The 1,265-nt window shown below is 71.9% G+C and carries 1 pseudogene; it reads left to right on the top strand.

Features of this window, described 5'->3' with window-relative positions:
• Nucleotides 1-706: pseudogene (locus tag M0638_RS26080) on the top strand (hypothetical protein); the annotation flags it as partial.
• Nucleotides 707-1,265: the final 559 nt, after the last annotated feature.

Consider the following 1,265-nt stretch of genomic DNA (forward strand, 5'->3'; position numbering starts at 1 on the left):
CGTGTCCGAAGCCGGGCCCTTCCCCTCCGCGAGCACCGACTTGCAGATCACGCCAGACCAGGCGGCGGCCCTGATGGCTGCCGGCTTCAGCCTCCGCCCCGCCACCGAGGAGCAGGTGGGACGCCTCGCGATGCAGCGGCGCATCTTCCTCCTCGACGGCACGCCGATGCTGGTGACGCGCGACGGCGCCTACTTCGAGACGGCGGGAACGCTGCGCGACGTGCTGTCGTCCGCCCCGCCGGCGACGGGAGCGGCGCCGGGCAAGGCGGAGAAGGACCCGCCTGCACCCGGCATCGAGGGGATGGGCATCGAGGAGATGGCCATCGACGGGATGGGCGTCGACGGGGCAGGCATGCCGACGCCGGACGCGACGGCGCCGGCCTCGCCGCCGACGGAGGCCGCGGCGCCGGATGCGACGGCACGTCTGGCGACGGTCGCCACGCTTCCGGCCGACCTCGCGACCTCCCCCGACGACCCGCCACCCCCGCGCGCCGGCCGCCGCATCCACCACCAGACCGCAGCAACCGAGGATGCGGCGCAACCTTTCCGGGCGCCTGCCGACAGCCCGCCCGCGACCGCCGAACCGCCACCCGCCGCCAGGCCGCGCCGCCCGGGCCGGCACACCGGCACGCCACCTCGCTGGCTGACAGCCGGTGCCGAGCGCCGCGGCCGGCTGGCGCAGCACTGGTCCAGATGGCGCCGCTGACGCGCCGGCCCCGACCGGTGGGACTCCCAACGGCGGCACCATCCCGATCATTGGGTCCGGATCGATAATGATCCGGAATCTCGCCGGGAAAGACGATCTCGTGGGATTGCGTCAGGCGCTGCCGTAGCCGCGGCCGGGCGCGCCCCGATCCTGACGCCGATTCCGCGCCCGGCCACGCCGGCCCGGCATCCCGACCGGCAGGGCCAACCCTCCCCGTCCACGCATCCGGCGGAACGGCGTTGTTTTCCAGCAGCTTGTCTTGCCTCGCCGCGCGCCCCACCGGCCCGGATCCGCCGTGCGGGACCTATCCGCCTCCCGGCAGAGCGGCCCCGCCCATCGGCGGCGCACCCTCGACACGAAGCTTCATCAACCAGGACGGGATTTTCTGTCCAGAAATTCACTTCTGAATTTATCGATCATCATATAAAAATTCAGCCGTTCAGGAGCGACCCCGGCGGCGCCCATCCGGGCCAGCCCATCCACCCGCGGCCAGCTCCTGATTCGATCTTGCAACGGCTAGAGCATGCTGCGTTTACATGGAAGCGTATCCTGAGTTGGC

Origin of the sequence: Roseomonas acroporae (assembly GCF_023223525.1) — a bacterium.
GTDB classification, from domain to species: domain Bacteria; phylum Pseudomonadota; class Alphaproteobacteria; order Acetobacterales; family Acetobacteraceae; genus Roseomonas_E; species Roseomonas_E acroporae.